We start from the raw sequence: 20,651 nt of genomic DNA, 5'->3' as shown, positions 1-20,651 counted from the left end.
GGATCGACTTGCCCCCCTCCTTTCGAATGCATGCACTTGCAACCTCCGAAGTCTGTATGATAGGGTAACGTAAGAAGAGAACCGGAGGATGGAGAGTCATGACGATAATGTACGAGATTACGATGGATTTGACCGCCGACTGGATCAAGACGGTAAAGGAAGTGCTGCGCGGAGCGGGCTACGAGATGGAAGAAGGTTTGCCGGCTTCCAAGGTTGCGGAGCATTACTTCCGCCTTTCTTTGCCCGATGATAGAGCGGAGGAGCTGGCAAGCGAGACGCTGCGACGGCTACAAGAAATGGAGTCGATCATCATCGACCACATGAACACGACGATCGTTCCCGACATTCGGCAACGCACCAAGTACGAGGGAAACACGTTCCACTTCAGCTGGGTATATAACGAAGGCGAGCATATTATCGAGCTGAATTCGGAGTACCGGATTCCGATTTAGGCTAACGTTTATGTAGAGAGTGCGGCGTCGACTTTGACGAGCGGTTCTCCGGAGAGCAGCGGTTTTGCCGCATGGCCGGTGCGATATAGTACGCCAGAAGCGTATCCTGCGGGATGCGCTTTTTGCTGCTATTATAGAAAAACATTAGCATTCTCCATACGTGATCGATCCTTCTCGAAATGAAACGCGCTGCGCCGCCTAAGGATGGAGGCACGGAAGGATGTACGGGTTCAACTTGCCTTCAGCTATGTGCGCGATAACAATTGTACGAAAATACACAAATAGTACCAGGTGCGTGCTTGTTTTCAGTGAATTTGTACAAATATACATAAATTTAGGCTCGGAGAGCTCTAAAACGATGATGTGAAGCAAAAATTTGTGTATATTCGTACAATTTACTGCTTTAGATGGGATTCCGTCTGTGAAATTGAGTAGATTTGCACAATTGTAGAGGAAGGCTGAGGATCGGCACAGTAGACAACAACTTAATGGAAGCCACGGCACTCACAGTCGGCAACAACTTAATGGAAGCCACGGCACTCACAGTCGGCAACAACGTAATGGAAGCCATAGCACTCACAGCCGGCAACAACTTATGGGAACCACAGCGCCCAGTTAGTGTTGCAATCAACGTACCCTATATCATTAGATGTGAGGGCTCAGGAGAGCAAAGCCCTGCTGGTTGCGCGCCGCCCTTAGTCTACTTTTGAGGCTGTATTTCACCCTTTCTATAAGTCGAGGTGTTGGCAACTCGGCTCGGCGCGTAAAAAATCGTGATGATAAGCTCGGCGATTAACAAGTTAAGCGCGAAGGCGGAGAAGACGCCGAACGTGTAGCTTGTCTCATGCGGAAGCCGCAACCCTTGCTCTGCGAGGAACGTCATCATGTGGACGAACACATTGGTGAAACAAAAGACATAACTGCGAACCATCGAACGGAGATGGCCGACGAGGTCCTTCTTTTTAATGCGCATAATAGCAATGACAGTAAAGGCCGGCCATACGATGTTCATCATATTATAAGCGACGCTGACGGGTTTGCCGCCTGTCGAGTAGGGAGCCATGTAACCGGAAGTAAGGACAACGAGCATGACAGACACAACATACACGTATCCGTTGACCCGGTGAAACCCCCGGAACCGATTTCGGAGGTATTTGGAGAAATTCATCGCTCCCGTTGCAGTGGCAATCGTCGCGAACGCCACATGCACGTACATGACGTTTAGCCATACGGGGAGGTTGAGAACGCGGTCTATTCCCGTTTTGAGCGCGAGGAATTGCTCCGCATGCGGGTCCAGGACGTAATTGTCCACCAGAACGTAGACGAGATAGAGAGATATCGTTACAAGCAAAAAGGCAAAAAGCCGTGAAGTTTTCATTTAAGGACCTGCCTCTCAAGCACAATGAGTAATTCGCAATCGGTGGCGCTTGCGATATTTTTACAGAGATGGTCACATTTTTAGTATAAATGAAGTGTACGTGAATATTTTCACGTAATGTTACAAAATAGGCACAATTTTTGAAATTTGTGCGTCCATGTCCCCATTAGCTCATGCATAAGTAGCTCGATCACAAGTTGGCGTTTGCGGAAGCGACACTGTTACAAAACCAACTGAAGCCCTTTATCAATCAGTATCGATATACCCGACACCGGCTGTTAAAGGGCAAAAAGACTACCGACTATGTTTCTCCTCCCAATTAATCTGCGCCGTGAAACGAAGCTGGCCGATCTCCTGCTCGCTCAAGGCAGGAGCTTCTGACGTCTCTCCCGTGTTCACCAGCACTAATCGCGATTGTTCGTTCCAGCTAACATGGGCACCGAATGCTTCCAGGACCATTCGTGCCGGAATATAGGTGCGGCCATTCACGATTGTTGCCGGCGCGCCTAGCGTCTGCGATTTGCCGTTCACAAGCGCTGAGCCGGATCCGATAGTCAGCTCTATTGTGACATCGCCTTTGCGGGCTGTTACTTTGCGTTTCGCCGGGTCCCACAGAACGGAAGCGCCAAGCTTCTCCAGCAGCTCGCGAAACGGCAAAAGCGTGGAACCGTTGCGAATAACCGGTTCATCGCGAAGCGGGAGGAACTTGTTGTTCCATACGACGGCAGCATTGTAATCGATGGCGCTAGCTGGGGCTGTGAGATTAATCAGCCAATCGCTTGCTGGCGGTAAATCTCCGGCTGAGCCATCTGGGACAGGGACCAGCCATTCGCCTGTATGTGCATAAATGAAAGGATGATCGCCCCAGGGGGTGATCGGAACCTCGGGTTTGACACGTAGTTGATAGTAAAGCGAGGCCTGACCAGGCGAGTCGTCCAAATAAAGCTGCTCCAGATCAAACAAGGACAGCAACCTCTTTTTTGCTATATCCCGGGGGTAGGCGGCAACGATCTCCTTAGTCGGTGCAGAGGTGCTAGAGTTATGGTCCACTGCCCAATCTCCGTTGGCATGTATAGTATAGCTGGAATACGCTTTATACTGCGGTGGATAGTCGCCAGCGTCCGTTGGCCAAAATCCCGGTTCAAGTACAGGCTCCACCTTGCGGTAAAACGTTGTTGCCGCTTCCTCGAGTGAAATCATGTCATCTGGAGTAATAAATTCAGTATCTGACCAAGTCAGAGAATGTGCAACGGCCTTGCCTAATTCCCGATCCACGTAGATGATGAACCGGTTATTATCATAACGAATGCCTTCAAAGGAACGAACAAACTCTACGCGATGGTAGACGCTTGTTTCGAACCTCAAGGAATAGTAGCTGTGCGGATAACGCCACAGCGTCCAATCCGTATCCAGATCCCAGCCCTGGCTTTTGGTATATGCTTCCGCAATGGATACGGCTTCCGCGTAAGTAACCTTTTCCTCGCCCAGGAACTCTATCGGTACGTTGTCGTCGTGGACGGACACTCTGCCCAAACGTTCATCCAAACTCACCGGAAGTCCCGTCTCTGCGTTTAAACCGATCGTTCCTTCACGATCCCAATCTAACATCGTGTATTGAATTGTCCAAATATCGTTGACTAGTCTACCGCTGTAATGGTCGGCTTGCTGCGGTATCAGCTTTAAAGCTATCGCTTGGTTAATCGCGGCGCTCTCTGTATCCAGCTTCTTGATGGGACTCTTGTCTTCGGCAATCGCTGCAAGCGAGGCAGCTTTGGCTGATTGCTCAGTGTTGCCGTCTACGTCCAAAGCCCCGGCTTCATGGCTAGCGCCTGCGTACGAACTGAGCAAGAGCGTCACGAATACAGCCGCCGCCAAGACCCGGGCATTTCTTTTGCTTGTTTCCAAGGATTCCACTCCCCGCCACAATAAATAAATATTACCAATTGTTAAGACGTCATTTTTGCAGGAAGGTTGCGATCTGCCATCTGCAAAGTTACGATAGTGTTAGTGTTTTTTGAAGCTGAGAAGGGAAGTGGCGGCAATGGACAAAATGATGTTCGTAGAAATCGGAATGGGAATCGACTTGCATGGGCAAAACGTGACCAAGGCGGCAGTGCGCGCCGTGCAGAACGCCATCCATCATAATTCGATGCCGGGTATACGGTCCGTGCTTCCTGGCGGCGATCTGGCCAATATGAAGGTAAACGTCAGGCTGGCGGTGCCTGCGGATAGAGGGAAGCTTGACCTGGAGAGGGTCGGAGTAGAGCTGCCTTACGGACAAGTTACATTCGAAGTTGTGGACGGTGGCATGCTGACAAGCAGCGGTATTTTGCTCACGGACAAGGATGATGTCAATGATCTGGCATATGTCGTCATCGCATCAGTGGAGGTTGGCTATTAGCTTTTGAAGATGGGAGCGGCGAGTCGCTTCGGCGGCTCGCCGCTATTATTCAGCGCGCTTGTTTAACTTCACTGCTGCCTAACACAATCCATGCCCACGGGATGTAACGCTGCGCGAATGCGACGATTGCCCAAGTGCCGAATAAAGCCAGCAGAAAGCCGCCTACGTACCAGGCGTGGTAGAGGTAAGGCTCGGCGTGCAAGGGACGAAGCTCGCGATATGCGGCCAGCAGCAGCGGATGCAGCAAATAGATGCCGAAGGCATACGGACTAAGCTTCTTCAGGAAACGTACAACGCGCGTATGCGTCCATCTGGTCTCCAGGATTAAGGCTCCGTAAGTCAACGTCAGAGCAGACAAATAGGCATAAATGCTCCCCGAGAAGTAGAATGTCCACGTTGGGGGCGTAATCGTATTTATTCTAAATTTGTACCACAAGACGATGTAGGCAAGCCCGGAAGCAAGCCAGCCTCCCCAAAGCAGAGCTAGCCCGAATCGTTGAACGAGACCTCCGCGTAACGAAACAATTGCTGAACGGATCTCGTCATACTTTAGGCCGACGAATACGCCCAACATGTAATAACCGAAGTAGGATAGAAACCAGCTGGCGGCATTCGGAATATCCACGAATTGGCCCGCGATATAGAAGGCAGCTTGTACGGCAATCCCGAACGGAATTCCCCAAGAGACAAGACGAGGGAATGCCTGGAGCAGTCGCAATACGAACGGGAACAGCGCATAGAACTGAATGATGATAAAAATATAATAAAGATGAGCGTAAGCGGTCCCCGTTGCCAGCTTTTCGAGAAAATCGGGCAGTAGGGAGGCTTGGAGATCCCTCCCGGCTCTCGTAACCTCGACGGCGATATAGTAGATTGCCGAACATACAGTATATGGTATAATGATTTGGGTCGACCGTTTCCTATAAAAGGAAATAAATGTATGTCCTGCGAACGGCATGTTGCCATAGCGCTTGAACAAAACAAGACTGCTCAGAAACAGAAAGACGGGAACGGCGAAATTCATTCCGATATTCGCGGCGATGTACAGGAAGTAGGCGACTGGCGAAGAATCAGTCATTTCGATGGTGGCGAAGGATGTGGAGTGAATGGCAATGACGGCAATAATGGCGAATGCTCGCAGCAGATCAAGCTCTGCAATCCGCGATTGCGGCTTCGGAACTGTAATGTTGGAATTCATGAATACCCCCGACAGGTGAAGTTCTTATATTTTCCATTTAAGCCAAGTCAATTGTCATCGACAATTAGTCCCGTGTCAAGCGGGGAGTTGCAGGAGGAACCTATACAATGATGCGCAAGAAAAGAACGGCACTACTTACGGCGATATTATTAATTGTCGTCATTGCGGCAGCAGCGGCTGGCTGGATCTGGTACAAGGAACGGAATAACACGGTGAATCGGCATGAGCCTCAGGCTCTGTTGCAAGTCGAATCCATCACTCAGCCCGAAGACAGCTATGATGTCATCGTGGCGGGCACGGATCCCGAGGGCATCGTAGCTGCCATTTCCGCGGCGCGAAACGATCAGCGCGTATTGCTGGTCGATGGGCGGAATCGCGAAATTCTAGGCGGACTCATGACGCTGGGCTGGTTGAATTCGCTGGATTTGAACTATTCTCCGGAGCAGTCCAAGCTGTCCGGCAAACATAATTTTCTCAATAAGGGGATCTTTCAGGAATGGTACGACATGATCGAAGGGACTTCGTTCGACGTCAATACGGCGGCTAACGCGTTCTACGAGCTGGTGAAGGCGGAGCCGAATATCGATCTCCTCATGAAGACGAAGTTCCTGGATCCTATCATGGAGACGGGCAACAAAGGCCCGGGCCAAATGATTACGGGGCTTCGCCTGGAAACAGAAGGCGGCGTAGAATATGCCGTTCGTGCTGGAGCGGTCATTGATGCGACGCAGGACGGAGATATCGCCGCGGCGGCGGGCATTCCGTATTCGGTGGGGCGCGAGGATATCGGCAGGCCGCAAGACCAGCAGGCCGTCACGCTTGTTTTTAAGATGAGCGGCGTGACCCAGCAGGTGTGGGATTCCTTCGCGAACATCGGCGACGGCACGGGCATCGACAGCATGAGCGCATGGGGGTTCATAAAGTCGAGGGAGTACGTCTCTTCGAATCCGGAGCGGGTCGGCATTCGGGCATTGAACGTAGGCAGGCAAAACGACGACACGATACTGATCAACGCGATGCATATTTTCGGCATTGATCCGCTGAATCCGGAATCCGTGCAGGAAGCGCTTGAGATTGGAGCCAAAGAAGCGCCTCTGATCGTGGATTATCTTAAGAAGACGTACAAAGAGCTTAAGGACGTCGAGTTCGCGGGCGTGGCACCGGAATTGTACGTGCGGGAGACTCGTCATTTTGAGGGCGAATATCGTCTGACCGCTGTCGACGTCGTGGACAACCGCGACTTTAAGGATGCCATCGCCTACGGCTCTTACAGAATCGATATCCAGCGGCTTAACGCGCAGGATCAAGGGGCCATCGTCGCGGCGCCGGAACGATACGGCGTGCCGTTCCGCGCTATCGTGCCGCTTGCGGTGGACAACCTTCTTGTCGTCGGTCGCGCAGCCAGCTTCGATACGATTCCGCACGGAAGCGCCCGCGTCATCCCGCTGGGCATGGCAACCGGCGAGGCGGCAGGCGCCGCGACGAAGCTGGCGGCGGAGCTTGGCTTGTCGTTCCGCGAGTTGTCGCGTTCGGAAGCGGATATCGCGGAGCTGCGCAAACGTTTAATGGCACAGGGCATGGAGCTTGCGCCGGTCAAATTCGAGACGCCGGAATATGCCAAACATAAACATTATCAAGGGCTGCTGGCCGCCGTAAGCATGGCGCTGACGTTCGGCGGCGATCATAACGAAACTTTTAACCTTGACGGCATTGCAACGGCAGGTCAATTCGCCAATATCATGCAGACGGTAAAGATCGCTCATGCCGATCACTTCCTGGGCAATCCGTACGTGGCCATCGCCGACCTCGAAGAACCGGCCAAGCTGCCGCTTACGTTGGAGCAACTGGCGTACACCATCGCGTTGACGACGGATTTGTCCGTTACGCCGGAGTCCGCACTCGACGAGGTCGTCTCCAAGGGATGGCTCGCGGAGACAACGCTGTCGGATATCGAGGATTCCCAAGAGCTTAAGGTGGGGGAGGTTTTCTCGCTGGTTCGGGATCTGATGGAGTTTTACGTTGGGAAGGTTTACAGCTAGTTTCATTTAATTGAAAATCTCGAGCGGATTGTACGTTTTCGTGCAATTCGCTTTTTGGTGTTGTACCGAGCATGGGCGTTGGGTAGGCACATGCGTGTGGGTATAGCTAATCTGAACGGTGAAGTTGCATTTGCGGATGTTGAGCCGATGAAATCTAGCGGGCATTAACGATCAATTACGAAGCAGAGGGCTGTCCTAAAGTCATTTACGACTTTAGGACAGCCCCCATGTTCAATTGTTGGAAAGACTATTATTTCGGCATTCCTTCTCCATTTTTCATAGCGTCCGCAGCAGCTAATTTACGGAATAGATGGAAATTGTCCATCTAATTTCGAGGGAAATGGCTTTTTAGCGTATATAGATGGAAATTCTCCCTTTATTTCTGGAGATTTGCGTCACATGCATTTATTCGCAGTTAATTAGAGGGCAGTTTTCCCTATAATATCGTAAAACGTCAGCTCATAAATCAAATAAGGGGCAATTTGGACCTCTGTCAAGAAAGTAGACACCATTTATGCCGCTTTTCTCTTATTAAATTTTGCAGCGTACCGGGCTGGTGACAAGTACCCCAGTGCACTGTGGATCCGTTTACGGTTATAAAAAAACTCAATATATCTGTAGATTTCTTCATAGGCCTGTTGCTTCGTTTTGAATCGCTTGCAGTAAACGAGTTCCTTCTTGAGCACGCTATGAAATGACTCGATACAAGCGTTGTCGTAGCAGTTGCCTTTCCGACTCATGCTGGCTCTCATTTTGTAGGCTTTGAGTTGTTTTCTGTAATCATCAGATGCATATTGACTACCGCGATCTGAATGATGCAGCAGCCCCTTCTTTGGCTTTTTAGCTTTATAGGCGTCTTGCAACGCACCAAGTACCAAGTCGGTCGTCATCCGGCTCCCTAGGCGCCAGCCTACGATCTCACGTGTACACAGGTCAAGAATACTTGCTAAGTATAAACGACCCTCTCTGCATGGAATATAGGTGATGTCTGCCACCCAGACCTTATTAGGCTTCTCCGTTTTAAACTTTTGGTTGAGTACGTTAGGTGCGATCGGCAAATCATGGCTCGAGTCTGTCGTCTGCACCTTGTACTTTCGAGAGACACAGGCACGCAGACCAAGCTCCTGCATGTATAAACCAATGGTCCGCTCTGCTACTGTGTGGCCTTCTTCTTGAAGAAGATACGTGATCTTTGGGGCACCGTAGCGCTGCTCAGAATCATGAAAATGGTAAGAAACCCGCTCCATTAAAGTCCGTTTTCGCAGTTCCTGGTTGCTCAGCTCTGCATTTTTCCATTTGTAGTAGCCGCTACGTGAAACACCCATGACTTCGCACATCTTCTCCAAACGAAACTCGGAGCGATGATCTTCTATGAACTGGAACCGTCGTTCCTTGGTTTGCTGAAGATGTGCACAGCCTTTTTTACAATCGCGAGCTCCTCCTCTACATCGGAAATCCTCTGGTCTTTCGCGCGGAGCTCACGTTCTTGCTCTTTAACGAGTTGCTCGAGCTCATAGAGGCGTCCCGAACTGGCAACGGGTTCATTCTTAAAATCTCGATATTTCGCTTTCCAGGCATGCAACGTCTTCGCGGGAATATCTAGTTCGAGGGCGATGTCCTCCACCGATTTTGTCTGCTCTTGCAGATATTTTACCGTCTGTTTCTTAAACTCTTCATTGTATCGATTCCGTTGTTCACCCATTGTGAACACCTCCTATTTCATTCATTATCGAATTCTCTTAACGAGGTGTCCACTATTTATTCTACTTACAATTATCCTTTTAATGTCGCCCATCAGCCCATCAACCCAGCAGACTGTCGGCCCGTCAATCTGTCAGCCCCTGCTGATGCAGAAGATAGTAGATGCAGCTCTTCAGCCCGTCAGCCCCAGCAGATGCAGAAGATGCAGCTTTTCAGCCCGTCAGCCCCAGCAGATGCAGAAGATGCAGCTTTTCAGCCCGTCAGCCCCTGCCGTTGCAGCCGGCGGTAGATGCCGCCTGTCGGCCCCTCAGTCCGTCAGTCCCTGCCGTTGCGGCCTGCGGTAGATGCCGCCTGTCGGCCCTTCAGCCCGTCAGCCCCTGCTGATGCAGCCGGCGGTAGATGCCGTCCCGGCCGATCAGCTCTTCATGCGTGCCGCTCTCTGCGATGCCTTGCTCGGCCACGACGAAGATGCGGTCAGCGTTGCGGACGGTGCCCAGCCTGTGGGCGATGACCAGCGTGGTGCGTCCCTTGGACAGCTCGGCCAGAGCTTGCTGGATGGAAGCTTCCGTCTCCGTATCAAGCGCCGATGTTGCTTCGTCCAGGATCAGGATTGGCGGATTTTTCAGGAAGATGCGGGCAATGGACAGCCGCTGCTTCTGTCCGCCGGACAGCTTGACGCCGCGTTCGCCGATCAGCGTATCGAGTCCGTCCGGCATAGAGTCAATCATCTCCGCGAGCTGGGCGCGCTTCGCAGCCTGCCGGATCTCCTGCTCGCTTGCGCCGAGCCGGCCATATTCGATATTTTCGCGGATCGTTCCGTCGAACAGGAATACATCCTGCTGCACAATGCCAATCTGCTCGCGCAGGCTGCGCAGCGGCATATCGCGAATGTCCAGGCCATCGATCATAATTTGTCCTCCCGCAATGTCGTAAAAGCGGGGCAGCAGACTGCAAAGCGTGGATTTGCCGCCGCCCGACGGCCCGACCAGCGCGATGGTTTCGCCGGCGCGAATGTCCATGCTCAGATTGCTGACGATCGACTTGTCCGACTCATAACCGAAGCTTACGTTCCGATACACGATATCGCCGCGGAGTTGGCCGAAGCTGCGGGCGTCGGGCTTCTCCTTTACGTCGGGCTCGGTATGAATCAATTCCTCGTAGCGGCGGAAGCCCGCGAGCCCCTTGGGTATCGTCTCGATCAGGGAATTGATCGTGCGGATCGGTCCCAGGAAGACGTTGGAGAGCAGGATAAACGCCATGAAGTCGCCATTGCTCATTCTGCCTTCAATGACAAACCAGGCCCCGCAGACGATGACGAACAGGGAGACGAACTTCAGCATGACGAAGCTGATAGAGGAATGCCAAGCCATAACCTTGTAAGTAATCAATTTGGTCAAGCGGAACTGATTGTTGTTCTGGCTGAACTTTTCGATCTCGAACGGCTCGTTGGCGAAAGCCTGCACGACCCGCATGCCGCTGACGTTATTTTCGACGCGCGCGTTATAGTCGGCGATGTCGCTGAACATTTTTTTGAAGGCCGCGTTCATCTTGCGGGAGAAATGCAGCGATACCCAGATCATAAGCGGCACGATGACAAACGTTAGGAGAGCCAGCTGCCAGTTGATGCCGAGCATGATGCCCAGAGCGCCGAGCAGCGTCATGACGGCGATGAACAGATCCTCGGGAGCATGGTGGGCGACCTCGCCCATATCCATGACATCGTTGGTCATGCGGGAGACGAGATGTCCGGTTTTGTTGTTGTCGAAGAAACGGAACGACAGCTTCTGCACCCGCTTGAACAGATTGCGGCGCATGTCCGTCTCGATATTGATGCCGAGCTTGTGTCCATGATAGGTGACGACAAAATGAAAAACGGAGCTCAGTAAATAGATCCCGAGCAAAATAAGTCCGGCCCACAGTATCGACATCCAGTTGCCCTTGGGAAGCAAGTCGTCGATGATGATATTGATAGCCATCGGGAATGTCAGCTCCAGCAGAGCGGCCATGATGGCGCTGCCGAAAGCAAGGGTGAAAAGCCACTTGTAGGGCTTGTAATACGAGAAAAAACGACGTAAAGTCTGCACGCGCTTATCTTCCTTCCTTCTAAAGGTAGTTCAAAAAAATAAATGATTCAAAGCTATATTAGGTTGTTGTCATCGAGGAAGTCAATCGCTGACGAAAGGCTCCTGGACAAGTGGAAAAGAGAAGCGAAAGCCCGGAACATCCGCAGTTTATTGGACTCAGAGCTGTTAATGATAATCAAAATCAGTTAAAATCAGCATAGAATTATATCACTTTGGCACATTGCGTGGAGGCAGAAGGTATGGGGAAGTCAATCGGAAGAGCGAATGCGAGGATAGACGTGGGCAGTTCGGAGTCGAGAAGGACAAGCCGAATTCAAGGCGAAAACGAGATGTTTGTCGACGGGCTAGAATCAATGGCCCGGCATTTCGGGATGCAAAGGCGCCGTTTTGGAAGCGGATGGTGTTACGACATGCCGGAGAGCCGGGGAGAAGGCTGGATCATCCAGACGAGCCCCGAGCCAGGTTTGTTTTGTGTCAGTGCATGGTTTTCAACGAAAACGAGTCTGTCTTATACATTCGACACGGACAAGCCCTGTCTATGGTTGTTCAGCGTCAGCAAAGGACGAATAACAATATCCGGACAAGGCCGGAGCGACCGGGAGCTGAAGCCAATGAATCAGGTCGTGGCGAGCTCGGGAACGCCGGTCACGATTCATTATTCCGATGAGGAACTTATATGCTTCGACGCGATGATCGTGTTCGAAGAATATATCCATGGCAGACTGCTTGCGGGCGGCGGCCCGGACACCGCCTTTAAACCAGGCGAAGCCCGGTCATGGACCGAGTCCCAGATTAATACGCCGGATGTGCTGCTCGCGATGGATGAGCTGAAATGGTCGATACGGAAGGCTGTAACGCCGCTGCCTTATTACTATTTTAAATGCGGGGAAATTCTGATGCTGATCAAGCGCAATCAGGAACAACCAGAGCTGATCGACAAGAGGCGCGCCGACCATGTGACGTGGGACAATAAGCAGCGCATCTTCAAGGTTAAAGATGCAATCGACCGAAACATGTTGGAGCCGCCCGACCTGTCCCGGCTGGCCGCCCTCGCGGCGATGAGCGAGAGCAAGCTGCGCCGTTCGTTCAAGCTGGTATACGGCGTAACGATCGCCGCATATGTCCGAGAGGGCAAGATGCAGCAAGCGATGCGGATGCTGGCCAAGGATGAGATGAGCATCCGGGATATCGCGAGAGTCTGCGGGTACGAATGCGCCGGACGCTTCTCCGCCGTATTCCGCAAGATCCATCATATTACGCCGAGCCAATACCGCAAATCATTTGATCTATGATCGGACTGGGAGAACAAGTCATGACCATATGACATAGGGGAGGGAGCAGCGATGTTGAAAACAGCAAGGAACGGGGGCGTGCCGCTGGAGCGGCTTCGGGTGCGGTTGATCGATGTTGAACTGTTTGCCGGGGCGGAAGGAGAAAGGATGGAGCGGCAATTAACGCTGCTTCCCGCGCTCATCGTGCCGATTCGCGGCGAGGGCGAGCTGGAACTGGATGCCGGATCGCTGAGATTGGTACGAGACCGCGCTTACCCGGTGCGTCCGGACAGCACATTCGGCCTGCTGTCGGATCGGGGCGGCGAGCTGGCAGCGGCCATTTTGCACTTCGAGGCGACAATCGAATCCGGTAAGGAGCAACTGCCCCTCGCGGCTCTGCCGGCTGCGCATCTGATCGAAATGTTGTTCGAAGGCAAGGATGAGCTGAACGTTCCCGTGAAAGGGAGACTCGCCCACTTATGCCGCTCCATCTATGAGAATTGGCGAAGCGAAGACGGTCTTAAGAGATGGCGGGCGGAGCTTGATATGAACGAGCTGATCTATTCGCTGCTGTCGGCGGAGAGGGTTGGCAGCAAGGCGTCGACCGAGTCCGCTCTGGAGAGGTCGAAGGCTTTCATGGAGGAACGGTTCCATGAAGACTTATCTATTGAGTGTCTGGCTTCCATTGCGAAGCTGAGTCCGAAATATTATGTGGATGCGTTCAAAAAGACGTACGGCGTCAGCGCGATCGACACCTTGACGAACATTCGAATGAACCGTGCGAAAAAACTGATGCTCCATTCCGGGCTGCGGATGAAGGAGGTGGCTCATCAGGTCGGCTTTGCCGACGAGTTTTATTTCAGCCGCAAGTTCAAGAAGTTCGCCGGCATGTCGCCCGAAATGAGGCAACCATAGTTAGTCTATTTCAATTTTCGTCCATACTGTGCCTTCTGACATAGAGTGAATTGTAGAGAATCCAAAAAAAGTTTGGGCCATGCAAGCAAAATCCACAACCACATGCGGTTGTGGATTTTTTTAGTGTAGGCGATCCGTAGCTTTGCAATTCGCCGGGAGTCTTTACCCAATTATAAAATAGAAGCGTTATCTTACATATAAAACCATAATATAGTTATTGTTAAATCGGGCGTTTTGACAATCTCTTAACTAAATGAGGCGTTTGTTTTAATAATCTAATACTATAGTTTCTTCCTAGGTGCTAGTCATTTCTTAACTAGTATAAAACATGTGGGAGGAAATGAAGAATGAATGATCACTCGAAAGTAACGAGAAGGTTGAGCCGTGCGAAATGGATTTGTCTGTTGGTTATGTTGCTGACGGTAGCTACTCCATATTTGCAAAATTCGGCTGCTGCCGCACCGATTCCGGAAACGGAATTCGGCGATGTGTTGGATGCAAGATCTGTCGAGCTGGTGCCCGGTGTTGAATATAACTGGTATGACATGAAGGTAGATCGTGGTTTGGAGAAAATACATTTCGTTGAATTCGATCCGAAAAACGAGCATTTGGAATTGCAGGCGGGAACAAGCAATGGCCATGTCATGGGCTTCAGAAGCTTGACCAATATGGCCAAGGATGTGGATGCGCCGGGCAATCGGGTAATCGCCGGCGTCAATGGCGATTTCTATACGGTCTCCAACGGCATCCCGCTCGGCTTGTTTATAACGGATGGCAAGATCTTGAATACCCCTTCTAGCAGTACTCATTATGCCTTCGGATTAACGTCGGACGGTACCAGCGTGTACGGCCAGCCGCCGACACTGACGAAGACGGTTACGATCGAAGGCGCGACTCACGGCATTACGCATATTAACCGCCTTAGGGACAATAATCAGTTGGTATTGTTTACCCCTGAATTCAATACAAGCACTCAATCGGACAGCAATGGCGATGAGGTTGTATTGGAAGTGTTGTCCGGAGAAGTGAAGAGCGGGGATACGATGCAATTGAAAGTGACGGCCGTACATAATGGAAAAGGCAATACGCCGATTCCGAATGGGCATATTGTGCTGTCCGCTTCCGGAACTGCAAGAGCTGCGCTCGCAAGCTTGGAGGTTAATGATGAGATTGCGGCTCAATTCCAATTTAACAGCCCTTGGAATGATGTCGTAGTAGCAATCGGCGGCAATACGATGGTTTTGAGAGACGGAGTTGTTCAAACCGGCGATACCGCAGTGCATCCGCGTTCCGCTATTGGAACGAAAGCCGATGGCAGCATCGTATTGTTCGAGATCGACGGACGTCAGCCCGGCTTCAGTGAAGGCGTCACGACAGGTGAAGTAGGCCAAATATTAAAAGATATGGGCGTCATCAATGCAATGAATCTCGATGGCGGCGGTTCAGCTACTTTAGCTGCCAGAATGCCTGGCGAGAGCGCTGTGCGCATGGTCAACAGCGGCTCCGACGGCGGCGAGCGCAACAATGCGAATGGATTGCTGCTAGTCAGCAAAGCGCCGGAAACGGGTACAGCCGCTAAACTTGCCGTCACTCCTAACTTTGATCGCGTGCTCGTTAATTCCAAACTTGCTTATCATGTAACGGCTATTGACGCGAATGGACATCCGGCGCCGCTGAACGAAGAGGTTCTATGGAGCGCTGCCAATTCGGAGATCGGTTCATTCGCAGAACATGTATTCCAAGCTTCCAATACAGCGGGATCATCTACTGTTGCCGTTGAGGGCGATACATTGACTGGAAGCGCGACGGTCGAGGTGGTCGACTCGTTGACCGAATTGAAGTTTCCTACCGAAGAACGCTCGGTAAATCCAGGGCAAACGATTACTATTCCCGCAACGGCGCTGCTTGATGGCAAAGTGATCAAAGCGGATGCGGATCAGTTGAACTGGAGCGTAGAAGGTCCGATTGGAACAATCGATGAGCAGGGCGTATTCGTTGCCGCAAGCACGGACAATGTGAGCGGCAAGATCATTGTCAGCTATGGCGATATTTCGACGGAAATGCGCGTCAATGTTGGGTTGGCCCCTGTAGTCGTCGAGGATTTCGAAAGCTACGCCAACAATACGGCATTTTACCAGAAATATCTTCAAACGGCAGGAGCTTTGTACAACACCTCTAGAGTGAGCCTGGAAACAAATCCGGATTATGTTCGTTCCGGCACCAACTCCTTGAAGCTGGAATATGATTTTACAGGTAAGACAGGTACTTCTGGAGCATATCTGAAAGCCAATGGCATTAGCAATAACATTCCAGTGTCAGGTTATCCGACGAAGATAAGCATGTGGGTATACGGCGATAATTCAGGCGATTGGCTGCGGGCGCAGTTCCGCGACGGAAGCTCGGCTACCGGCGCTGTAATGGGGATAGATTTAACTCCAGCCACTACCGGCGTTAACTGGACAGGCTGGAAGTATGTCGAAGCCAATATACTGACAGGAAGACCATTGGATCTTAAAATCGATGAGCCTGTCCGAATTATGCAAACGAATAATACAAAGAAGAGAAGCGGAACGATCTACGTCGACGATATCAGATTAATCTACGGCAATGTGACCGAAGATCGTACGGCGCCAATCATCAAAAACATGAGTCCGGCACCAGACGCTATCATTAATAATAATTTGCCTACCATTTTGGCGTATGGCGAAGACGCGGGATATGATCCGGTACAAAATCCCGCGAATACATTGATCGATCAGGAAAAGATTCGTTTCTACCTGAATGGCGAACTTGTTGAACATCATCTATATGTTACAAACGGACAAATCAGCTACTTGCCAAGCGAATCCCTTGATGACGGCATTCATCATGTCAAGCTGGCTGTCCGGGATTACGAGGGCAATGAAACGATCAGAGAGTGGTCCTTTATCGTAGACACGGGATCATCCCAATTCAAGTACGCCACGCCGGCAGAATTGTTGGTCGGTCATACTTATACGGTCGACATCAAAGGTCAGGCCATCGAACAAATGAAGGGCGGACATCTGGAGCTGAAATTCGATCCGACCGCAACCGCGAACTGGAGCGTAACGCCCGGCGCGAAGCTGACAGAAGCGCATGCTGCGGGAACCGCCAATTCGGGTACAGGCGCTGTTCGTGTCACATTCGATGATCTCGATGCGTTGGAACTGACGGACGAGGACGTACTGGCGCAAATCAGCTATCAAGTGAAAGCAGACGCATTCGGCAACAGAAGCAAGATTGAGTTTGTATCGGGCGGCATCGTTCAGGCGGGCACGGAAACGGCGAAAGGTTTCGTTGGTCCGGCTTTGCAATTTCAATTCGATCATGAATTGGAGCTGGCATGGGATGAAGGCTACGCTCATGGGCAACAAACGACTTTCACCGTTACGGATAAGAATGGTCAACCCGTAGCCGGAGCCCACATCACATCCGGCGGCGTTCCAGTTGGCGGCGGAGCACTCGTAACCAATGAACAAGGTCAACTGCAGACAAGTGAGCTGACGGCAACGGTACAGACGCTTATGCTGCAGGCAGTCAAAGGCGAACAGCATAGTAAACCGGTTGAATTTACTGTGTCTCCTTTTGCAGGTTCGGTAACGCCTTACAATGTCAACGTTGCATTCGGCGCCGATACGACTAGCGAGCGTCGCTTTAACTGGAATACGAATCCTTCGGTTCAAACAACGGTTGTACAGGTTGCGAAGAAGTCGGAGTTTACAAACTTCGACGCGGCTAATGTGACGACTTTCACGGGAACGAATCATAGCTACAACACGACATCGCATGGAACGATCCAGGTGCATAAGGCGGCCGCTTCCGGTCTTGAAGCCGGAACAGAGTACGTGTATCGCGTCGGCGACGGTGCGGCGAACTTCGGCGATGAAGGTACATTTACAACAGCGGCCGGAGGAAATGCAGATACGAAGTTTTTCGTGTTCGGGGACTCGCAAGCCGGAAGCTTGGCTGGTTTCGAGAAGTGGGGACACACATTTGATGTAGCTGCGACCGAACATCCCGATGCCGACTTTGCCATTCACCTTGGCGACATTGTCGACCATGGACATAATGAGCAGCAATGGAACTGGTGGTTCGAGACCGCCCAAGAACGATTGATGAATACGACTATAGCTACCGTAGTCGGAAATCACGAGGTGACGGGAACCAAAAAGAATCAGGACTATCTCGCCCACTTCAACAATCCGAACAGCAGCTATGACAGCGAAGATATGCAGGGAACCGTATATTCCTTCGATTACAATGACATTCATTTCGTCATGCTGAATACGGAATACGAGGTTGAGCAGCAGAAGGAATGGTTAAGAGCGGATCTCGCGCAGAATGACAAAAAATGGACGGTCGTCGTGTTCCACAGATCTCCATACGGAAGCACCTATATGACGGAGAATGTCCGTAACCACTGGGTTCCGGTGCTCGACGAGTTCGGCGTAGATCTCGTATTGAACGGACATGATCATATTTACTTGCGGACACATGCGATGCAGAACGGAGAGCCGGTTGCCGACGGGCAAGGTACAACCTATTTGATTCCTAGCGCTACGGGCGATAAGTTCTATGGCTTGAACCCTTACCCATGGCAGAAGGTAACGGATACAGAGCAAACGCAAATGTACGCTACTGTCGAAGCGAGCGGCAATGAGCTGAATGTAGTTACGAAGACAGTGGCAGGCAGAACCGTTGATACCTTTACATTGATGAAAGACGAATCGTCTGCGCCGCAGCCGGAAAGCGTAGAGCTTAACTTGGAAGCGGCTGAACTTGAAATCGGTGAAACCGTGCAGCTTGCTGCAACCGTTAAACCAGATGAGGTTGAAGATCAGGCAATCAATTGGACCATTAGCGATTCATCGGAAGAAGGCGTCGTGTCCGTATCGGCAACAGGTCTGGTCACTGCGTTGAAAGAAGGAACCGCGACAGTAAGAGCGGCTAGCTCGATTGCAGCAGGCGTGTTCGCGGAAGCGATTATTACGGTTACTCGTCCGGATGTGACTCCAGATCCGGAAATCTCGGCATTGTTGACAGGCGCCGAGGAAGTGGCAGAAGGTGCTTCCTTCGAGCTTGTATATGGATTGAACGGAATTAACGGTCCGGTAGCAGGTCAAGACGTTGTCGTCACCTTCGACGAAGAGAAGGTTCGTTTCGTTGGATTTGGCGAGCCATCGGAGAAGGAAGGCTGGATCCTGCTGGCGGATGACCAGGATGTTCCGGGAACGGTCAGATTCATTGCATTCGATATTTCGGATGATGCGGATGCATCGAACACGCAATTAGCGAGACTTCAGTTTGAGGCCTTGCGCGTAGATGAGTCCGCCAGCACGACAATCAGCATTGCCAGCGTTAAGATCGGCAATTTGGAAGGTATGGAAACATCGGCAGCCGGGGCGGATCATTCCGTCATGATTACGGCGCTGGACGAAGTCGACAAAACGGAATTGCTAGAGTTGGTTGCAGGGGCTAATAGCATCTATACGGCTGCAACAGAAGGAGCGGCCGCGGGTCAATACCCTATCGGTTCCAAGGCTGTTCTGAAAGCGGCAATTGATGCGGCACAGTTGGTGGCAATCAACGGTGACGCGACAGAAGCAGAAGTTAGCGATGCTATAGAGGAACTGAGCTCTGCATTGGCAGCGTTCCGATCATCCGTTAACGTTCCGAAGCCAGGTGATGTTAATGAGGATGGCCAGTTCACGGTTGGAGATATGTCGTCAATCGTTGGCGCGTATGGCTTGAATGACAAACATCCGGAGTGGGCAACGAAGTACGCGGCATTCGATTACAACGATGACGGCGAGATCGGGTTGGAAGACCTTGTATACGTAGCACGCCGCATTCTGGGCAAAGCATAAGCGGTAGTTCAAAAAGTCCGCTTTTGATCACGAAGTATGCCAAGAAGCTTACTCGACATCGAATATTGAATTCAGGCGAAACTTCCGGTGCTCACGTAGCTTCCACTACGCTCCGCTCCTCAGTTTCTACCTTCTTTCAAACTTCTCGGTGCTGAAAACCGAACTTTTTGAACTCGATTTAAAGTTAATGGCATCAATGCGGACGAAAGGGAGCCACTGTGCTTCCTTTCGTTCAACTATAAGCATTTTCAAAAAGGAGATAAACCGGATGAAGCTTAAATCCTTCGCTTTGGCAATCATCACTATTCTTATAACTCTACATAGTAGTGTTCAAATCACGCATGCGGCATCCGTTTCATTCGATATAGAAATCAATACGCAAGAAGCCGAAAAGGGAGATGAAGTCGAGGTTACGATAACAGGCCAAAATATAATAGATTTATACGGATATGAAATGGAGTTGAGTATGGATACAAGCATGCTTCAATTCAAGAAGGCAAGCAGCGGCATATCGAGCCTGATCTATCCGATAGAAACATCAAACGATGGGACGTTCCTGCTCGTCAGTACGAAAATGGGCAACGTCAGCGGCGCAAGTGGAGAGGTTATGCTGGGTAAGGTCATATTCGAGGTGATTGGCGAAGGAAAAGAGGTTGAGATAAAGCTGAACAAGGTCAAGCTTGCGACAAGTTCAGCTTCTTCGACCCGGCATGAAGTGAATGAACGGATCCAGATTCGACTTATTGAAGAGCCCAAGGAAAATTCGGAGATTTCATTTACGGATATTTCCGGACACTGGGCGGAAGACAAAATTAAGCGCGCGGTTGAGCTTGGCTTTATAAAGGGGTATGGCGACGAAACCTTCCGTCCGGACAGAGAAGTAAGTCGTGATGAATTTGCCGTTATGATCTATCAAGCTTTCGAATATAAAGAGAATTCACCGGCGTCGCTGCCATTCAAGGATCAGGCTTTAATAGAGTCTTGGGCGAGAGAAGCCATATCGGCATTAGCGGCCGAAGGTATTATTAACGGCTATGATGACGGCACGTTCCGTCCGGATCGCTCCATTAATCGCAGCGAGATGGCGGTGATGATGGCATCCATCGTAAAGCTGGATGTCAATTCCTCTAATCGTTCCACATTTAGCGACGTTTCCGACATGCAGTTCTGGGCGGAGCCTTCTATTGCTGCCGTCGCGAAGGAGAAATTGCTGCAAGGAAGAGGCAACAACATGTTCAAACCTAACGGACTTATGACAAGGGCGGAAGCGGTTCAAGTCATTATCTCGATGATGGACTATATGAATCCTCCGACGGAGTGAGCA

Annotated in this window: 13 protein-coding genes; 7 read left to right on the top strand and 6 right to left on the bottom strand. The window is 51.1% G+C overall.

All coding sequences use genetic code 11. The features are described 5' to 3' along the window. Positions 1–98: 98 nt before the first annotated feature. On the top strand, positions 99–452 hold the full coding sequence (locus tag KJW29_RS20450) for a hypothetical protein (protein ID WP_246608305.1): 354 nt from the start codon (positions 99–101) through the stop codon (positions 450–452). Between the two features lie 700 nt (positions 453–1,152). On the opposite strand, the gene KJW29_RS20445 is transcribed toward KJW29_RS20450, so the two are convergent. Together KJW29_RS20445 and KJW29_RS20440 are read right to left on the bottom strand one after the other, a co-directional pair. After that, positions 1,153–1,830, bottom strand: a complete 678-nt coding sequence (locus KJW29_RS20445; protein ID WP_214625954.1) for a DUF2306 domain-containing protein — start codon at positions 1,828–1,830, stop codon at positions 1,153–1,155. 294 nt (positions 1,831–2,124) lie between these two features. Beyond that, positions 2,125–3,735, bottom strand: a complete 1,611-nt coding sequence (locus KJW29_RS20440) for a copper amine oxidase N-terminal domain-containing protein (RefSeq protein WP_214625953.1) — start codon at positions 3,733–3,735, stop codon at positions 2,125–2,127. A gap of 136 nt (positions 3,736–3,871) precedes the next feature. Between KJW29_RS20440 and KJW29_RS20435 the strand changes: the two genes are divergently transcribed. Continuing rightward, a complete protein-coding gene (locus KJW29_RS20435) occupies positions 3,872–4,231 on the top strand; it encodes a Lin0512 family protein (protein WP_214625952.1) in 360 nt (119 codons plus the stop codon). Positions 4,232–4,280: 49 nt separating this feature from the next. Here the strand turns inward: KJW29_RS20435 and KJW29_RS20430 are convergent, their stop codons facing one another. After that, the gene (locus KJW29_RS20430; protein WP_214625951.1) at positions 4,281–5,429 is read right to left on the bottom strand and encodes an acyltransferase; all 1,149 of its coding nucleotides are present in this window, start codon (positions 5,427–5,429) and stop codon (positions 4,281–4,283) included. Between the two features lie 107 nt (positions 5,430–5,536). On the opposite strand from KJW29_RS20430, the gene KJW29_RS20425 reads away from it, so the two are divergent. Beyond that, positions 5,537–7,468: an FAD-dependent oxidoreductase gene (locus tag KJW29_RS20425; RefSeq protein WP_214625950.1), complete on the top strand. Its 1,932-nt coding sequence runs from the start codon at positions 5,537–5,539 to the stop codon at positions 7,466–7,468. A 512-nt stretch (positions 7,469–7,980) separates the two neighbouring features. Here KJW29_RS20425 and KJW29_RS20420 read toward each other — a convergent pair. The 3 genes from KJW29_RS20420 to KJW29_RS20410 all read right to left on the bottom strand — a co-directional run bounded on the left by KJW29_RS20420 (position 7,981) and on the right by KJW29_RS20410 (position 11,253). Beyond that, the gene (locus tag KJW29_RS20420) at positions 7,981–8,841 is read right to left on the bottom strand and encodes an IS3 family transposase (RefSeq protein WP_246608780.1); all 861 of its coding nucleotides are present in this window, start codon (positions 8,839–8,841) and stop codon (positions 7,981–7,983) included. Next, positions 8,838–9,170 carry a transposase gene (locus KJW29_RS20415; protein WP_214625949.1) on the bottom strand — a complete coding sequence of 111 codons (333 nt, stop codon included), beginning with the start codon at positions 9,168–9,170 and terminating at the stop codon, positions 8,838–8,840. The genes KJW29_RS20420 and KJW29_RS20415 overlap by 4 nt, the downstream gene beginning before the upstream one ends. A 361-nt stretch (positions 9,171–9,531) precedes the next feature. After that, entirely contained in the window at positions 9,532–11,253 is a 1,722-nt protein-coding gene (locus tag KJW29_RS20410) for an ABC transporter ATP-binding protein (protein ID WP_214625948.1), read from the bottom strand. 239 nt (positions 11,254–11,492) lie between these two features. Between KJW29_RS20410 and KJW29_RS20405 the strand changes: the two genes are divergently transcribed. The 4 genes from KJW29_RS20405 to KJW29_RS20390 all read left to right on the top strand — a co-directional run bounded on the left by KJW29_RS20405 (position 11,493) and on the right by KJW29_RS20390 (position 20,648). Further along, entirely contained in the window at positions 11,493–12,545 is a 1,053-nt protein-coding gene (locus KJW29_RS20405; RefSeq protein WP_214625947.1) for an AraC family transcriptional regulator, read from the top strand. Positions 12,546–12,596: 51 nt separating this feature from the next. Then, positions 12,597–13,439 carry a helix-turn-helix transcriptional regulator gene (locus KJW29_RS20400; RefSeq protein WP_214625946.1) on the top strand — a complete coding sequence of 281 codons (843 nt, stop codon included), beginning with the start codon at positions 12,597–12,599 and terminating at the stop codon, positions 13,437–13,439. Between the two features lie 347 nt (positions 13,440–13,786). Further along, on the top strand, positions 13,787–19,327 hold the full coding sequence (locus KJW29_RS20395) for a phosphodiester glycosidase family protein (RefSeq protein WP_214625945.1): 5,541 nt from the start codon (positions 13,787–13,789) through the stop codon (positions 19,325–19,327). 268 nt (positions 19,328–19,595) lie between these two features. Then, on the top strand, positions 19,596–20,648 hold the full coding sequence (locus KJW29_RS20390; RefSeq protein ID WP_214625944.1) for an S-layer homology domain-containing protein: 1,053 nt from the start codon (positions 19,596–19,598) through the stop codon (positions 20,646–20,648). The last annotated feature ends 3 nt before the right edge of the window (positions 20,649–20,651 follow it).

This window comes from Paenibacillus agaridevorans, from assembly GCF_018604145.1.
In the GTDB taxonomy this organism is placed as follows: Bacteria; Bacillota; Bacilli; order Paenibacillales; family Paenibacillaceae; genus Pristimantibacillus; species Pristimantibacillus agaridevorans.
This window is presented reverse-complemented; position numbering and strand designations above follow the sequence as displayed.

What these genes read in the sequence shown, in the direction of transcription:
- KJW29_RS20390 (WP_214625944.1), top strand. Translation starts at nt 19,596, where the DNA reads ATGAAGCTTAAATCCTTCGCTTTGGCAATCATCACTATTCTTATAACT.
- KJW29_RS20405 (WP_214625947.1), top strand. Translation starts at nt 11,493, where the DNA reads ATGGGGAAGTCAATCGGAAGAGCGAATGCGAGGATAGACGTGGGCAGT.
- KJW29_RS20450 (WP_246608305.1), top strand. Translation starts at nt 99, where the DNA reads ATGACGATAATGTACGAGATTACGATGGATTTGACCGCCGACTGGATC.
- KJW29_RS20400 (WP_214625946.1), top strand. Translation starts at nt 12,597, where the DNA reads ATGTTGAAAACAGCAAGGAACGGGGGCGTGCCGCTGGAGCGGCTTCGG.
- KJW29_RS20435 (WP_214625952.1), top strand. Translation starts at nt 3,872, where the DNA reads ATGGACAAAATGATGTTCGTAGAAATCGGAATGGGAATCGACTTGCAT.
- KJW29_RS20430 (WP_214625951.1), bottom strand. Translation starts at nt 5,429, where the DNA reads ATGAATTCCAACATTACAGTTCCGAAGCCGCAATCGCGGATTGCAGAG.
- KJW29_RS20415 (WP_214625949.1), bottom strand. Translation starts at nt 9,170, where the DNA reads ATGGGTGAACAACGGAATCGATACAATGAAGAGTTTAAGAAACAGACG.
- KJW29_RS20395 (WP_214625945.1), top strand. Translation starts at nt 13,787, where the DNA reads ATGAATGATCACTCGAAAGTAACGAGAAGGTTGAGCCGTGCGAAATGG.
- KJW29_RS20425 (WP_214625950.1), top strand. Translation starts at nt 5,537, where the DNA reads ATGATGCGCAAGAAAAGAACGGCACTACTTACGGCGATATTATTAATT.
- KJW29_RS20445 (WP_214625954.1), bottom strand. Translation starts at nt 1,830, where the DNA reads ATGAAAACTTCACGGCTTTTTGCCTTTTTGCTTGTAACGATATCTCTC.